Source organism: Brevundimonas sp., assembly GCF_016463485.1.
In the GTDB taxonomy this organism is placed as follows: domain Bacteria; phylum Pseudomonadota; class Alphaproteobacteria; order Caulobacterales; family Caulobacteraceae; genus Brevundimonas.
On the sequence record NZ_JAEMRD010000211.1, the window covers coordinates 1 to 3719 of the forward strand.

General features: G+C 63.7%; 4 protein-coding genes. 3 read left to right on the forward strand and 1 reads right to left on the reverse strand.

Annotated features, from left to right (window positions below):
- A partial coding sequence (locus JHC99_RS17875; RefSeq protein ID WP_292156024.1) for a pyridoxal phosphate-dependent aminotransferase occupies positions 1 to 1033 on the reverse strand: 1033 nt, incomplete at its 3' end.
- A gap of 98 nt (positions 1034 to 1131) precedes the next feature.
- On the opposite strand from JHC99_RS17875, the gene JHC99_RS17880 reads away from it, so the two are divergent.
- The 3 genes from JHC99_RS17880 (at position 1132) to JHC99_RS17890 (ending at position 3626) form a co-directional block, all read left to right on the forward strand.
- Positions 1132 to 2214, forward strand: coding sequence for a hypothetical protein (locus tag JHC99_RS17880; protein ID WP_292156025.1), 1083 nt, complete (start codon positions 1132 to 1134; stop codon positions 2212 to 2214).
- Between the two features lie 2 nt (positions 2215 to 2216).
- On the forward strand, positions 2217 to 2933 hold the full coding sequence (locus JHC99_RS17885) for a VTT domain-containing protein (protein WP_292156026.1): 717 nt from the start codon (positions 2217 to 2219) through the stop codon (positions 2931 to 2933).
- 75 nt (positions 2934 to 3008) lie between these two features.
- Positions 3009 to 3626, forward strand: coding sequence for a glutathione S-transferase C-terminal domain-containing protein (locus JHC99_RS17890; protein ID WP_292156027.1), 618 nt, complete (start codon positions 3009 to 3011; stop codon positions 3624 to 3626).
- Positions 3627 to 3719: the final 93 nt, after the last annotated feature.

The window sequence follows — 3719 nt, forward strand, 5'->3', positions numbered from 1 at the left end:
TGACCACGCCGCCCTCGGTCGTCTTGCCGATCAGCCCCTCGATCGACGGATAGACGTAGAAGGCCCCTTCCGGATTGGGACAGCGGATGCCCGTCGCCTGGTTCAGCATCGACACCACCAGATCGCGGCGCATCTCGAACGCCTTGCCGCGCTCGGCGATGAAGTCCTGCGGCCCGTTCAGCGCTTCGACCGCGGCCCACTGGCTGATGGAGGAGGGATTGGACGTCGTCTGTCCCGCCACCTTGCGCATCAGGTCGATCAGCGGCTTGGGCCCGCCCGCATAGCCGATGCGCCAGCCCGTCATGGCATAGGCCTTGGACACGCCGTTGATGGTCAGGGTCCGGTCGTACAGGTCCGGTGCGACCTGGGCGATCGTGGTGTAGTCGAAATCGCCGTAGATCAGGTGTTCGTACATGTCGTCGGTCATCACCCAGACCTGCGGGTGACGACGCAGCACCTCGGCCAGGGCCTCCAGCTCGGCCCGCGTATAGGCCGCGCCGGTCGGGTTCGACGGGCTGTTCAGGATCAGCCATTTGGTCCGCGGCGTGATCGCGGCCTCCAGCGCGGAGGGCTTCAGCTTGAAGCCATCGGCCTCATGCCCCACCACGACCACCGGCTCGCCCCCGGCCAGCAGGACCATGTCGGGATAAGATACCCAGTAGGGCGCGGGCACGATCACCTCGTCGCCCGGCGACAGGGTTGCGACCAGGGCATTGTACAGCACCGCCTTGCCGCCCGGCGCGACGTGGATCTGGGCCGGCGTATAGGTCAGGCCGTTCTCGCGCGCGAACTTGGCCACCACAGCGGCCTTCAGCTCCGGCATGCCGTCGACGTCGGTGTATTTGGTCTCGCCGCGCTGGATGGCGGCGATGGCGGCGGCCTTGATGTTCTCCGGCGTGTCGAAATCCGGCTCTCCGGCTCCCAGGCCGATCACATCGCGCCCCTCGGCCTTCAGCGCACGCGCCTGTGCGGTCACGGCCAGGGTGGCGGACGGCTTGACGCGGGCAAGGGCGGACGACTGCAGGCTGGACATGGCAAATCTCGGAGATGTCGGGAGCCGGGGAGGGCCTCGCCTGTTTACGGGCAGGGTCGGGCCGGTGCAAATGGTGAAGCCGTGGGAGGGAGTTGGCCATGAGTCTGATCGCTGTTGCAGTCGCCCTCCTGTTGGGGGGCCAAGACATTTCCGCCCGGCCAGCGGTGTGCGATCAGGACGATCAGTCCGTGGCCTGTGCAGTTGCGGAGCAGGCGAGATTGGAAGCACGCTACCGAGCGCCTTCGATACAAACTGAGTCAGCGACCGGAGCCCAGGTGTTCCGATCGTTTTTCTACGACGGATACGGCCGCGACATTCTCTTGGTCAGCTTCGAAATGCGACCGAATATGCCGCCGATGGTGGTTGTTCGCGGAAATGCGGAAGAGCGTATCGAAGCGCCTGTTGCCGCGTTGACATGGGACCGTGTTGAGAGGGAAGGCATCTTCGCTGACCGTGTGCTGATGCCGATGGCAGCTAGGTCCGGCAACGATGAGGTTCTCATCTGCATGCATGGATGGGGCGTCGTCGTCGAGATGGCCAATGCTGCAGATGACAGCGGCTATAGGCCTGCTGTGAGGCGTAAGGCTCAAAATACTTGCGACCACGATGGGATGGCGGGCAGTTTTGGCTTCTTGCTTGCCGATCAGGCTGTTCTGTCTATCGAAGCCTGTGAGCAGCTTGACGCTGACAAGCATCGTAACGCTGTCGCGAGGCTTCGCGCCTGCTTGGTTCTGCAGGGCAATACGCTCGCAGCTGCCAGTTTGATGAATGAGAAGGGGGAGCCGCCCGGACGCGATTATGCCGGAACTCCGACGCGCCAGGAATGGAGTGACTGGCTTTCGACGAATAGCACCAGCCGGATCGATTGGGCGGGAGTGGTATATCAGGAAATAAATATTTATCGGGCCGGGCAGAGCCAACCGGTTCGACTTTCTCAGCGGATGGTTGAGCTGACTGAAACGATGCCTGACTTGGCGATCTATCAGTCCCGCGTCGGCGCTCGCGACGATCGCAATGGCTGGATAGAGGGTGAAATCAGTTATCGGGTTTCCTCGGAGGATGATCCGGAACGGCTCATGGTCGCAAAATACCGGCAGGAATGGAGCAGAGGCGGCGGCTTCGGTTGGCGCATGGACAATTGGGTCGTCCAGCCTTTCCGTCCTTTGGAAACGCCTGAGTAGCCATGCGCCGCCTCCTCGACTTCATCCTGAACATGGAGGCCGCCCGCTGGCGGGCCTTACTGGCTACGGTGGTGTTGCTGGCCGCCGTCACCGGCCTGTTCCTGTTCGGCAAGCACCAGCTGGATCTGGGGGCCGAGAGTCAGCTTGAGGCCTGGATGAGCGGGTTCCGCGCCGGGCCGTGGGGCGTGTTTGTGGCCATTGCGGTGTTCACCCTGTCGGCCTTCCTGGGGGTGCCGCAGTTTCTGTTGATCGCCGCCTGCGTGGTCGCCTTCGGGCCGTGGTTCGGGTTTCTGTACAGCTGGATCGCCACGGTGGTGTCGGCGGGCGCAACCTACTGGCTGGGCCGCGGGCCGACGGCGCGGGCGCTGGAGCGGTTCGGGGGACGCACGACCGACCGCCTCAAAAGGTTCGTCGGCGACAATGCCTTCTATGCCAGCTTCATGATCCGCAACGTGCCCTCGGCCCCCTTCATCGTGGTCAACATGGCGTTCGGCGCGACGCGGGCGAACTTCTGGGGTTTTCTGACCGGCTGCGCCCTGGGCGTTCTGCCCAAGACCGTGCTGGTCGCCTTCTTCGGCGGGGCCGTGGTTTCGGCCGTCAGCGGGGACGGCATCTGGACGTCCCTGATCCTTGCGGGCGTCGCGGTGGTCTGGCTGGGCCTCATGCTCGGTGTCCGCGAGCTGGTCCGTCGGCGGGAGAGGGCGACGGAACGAGAATAATCAGGAACTGCTATTGTTACGGATAGGGCGCGCCTCTATCTGCGTTGTCTATCCAGTCCATTTCAGGAGATCGACATGCTCAAGCTCTATATCTCGCCCGGTGCCTGCGCCACCGCCTCGCATATCGCCCTGGAAGAGGCGGGAGCGGACTACCAAACGCAGGTCATCGACCTGAAGACCGGCCAGCAGAAGACGCCGGAGTATCTGGCCGTCAATCCAGCGGGTGTGACGCCGGCGCTGGAAACCGATCATGGTGTGATCACCCAGAATGCGGCTATTCTGGCCCTGGTCGCCCAGACCCATCCGGACCGCAATCTGGCCCCGATCGACGACCCCTATGCCTTCGCCGCCTTCAACGCCTTCAATGGCTTTCTGGCTTCGTCCCTGCACCCGGCCATCGGCAGGGTGCTGTTCAGCCGCCCGCCACTCGAAGGCGAGGTCAGGGATCAGGCGGTAGAACTGGCCCTTTCGAAATATCAGCTGGTCGAGGACCACTATCTGAAGGGTGACTACGTCCTAGGCGACACCTTCAGCCTGGCCGACGGCTACCTGCTGGTCTTCGAACGCTGGGCGCGTCAGGCGGGCTTGCTGGATGCGGCCCGGTTCCCGCGTCTGAACGCCCATCTGGATCGCATTCAAGCCCGGCCTGCAGTGCAGCGGGTTTTGGCCTCGGAGGGTCTCAGCGCAGTCTGATCTTCAGACCTTGGCAACATCTGTGGCGCAACCTCCGCTGGAGGCTGGAGGCTGGAGGCTGGAGGCTGGAGGCTGGAGGCTGGAGGCTGGAGG

What these genes read in the sequence shown, in the direction of transcription:
- JHC99_RS17880 (WP_292156025.1), top strand. Translation starts at nt 1,132, where the DNA reads ATGAGTCTGATCGCTGTTGCAGTCGCCCTCCTGTTGGGGGGCCAAGAC.
- JHC99_RS17885 (WP_292156026.1), top strand. Translation starts at nt 2,217, where the DNA reads ATGCGCCGCCTCCTCGACTTCATCCTGAACATGGAGGCCGCCCGCTGG.
- JHC99_RS17890 (WP_292156027.1), top strand. Translation starts at nt 3,009, where the DNA reads ATGCTCAAGCTCTATATCTCGCCCGGTGCCTGCGCCACCGCCTCGCAT.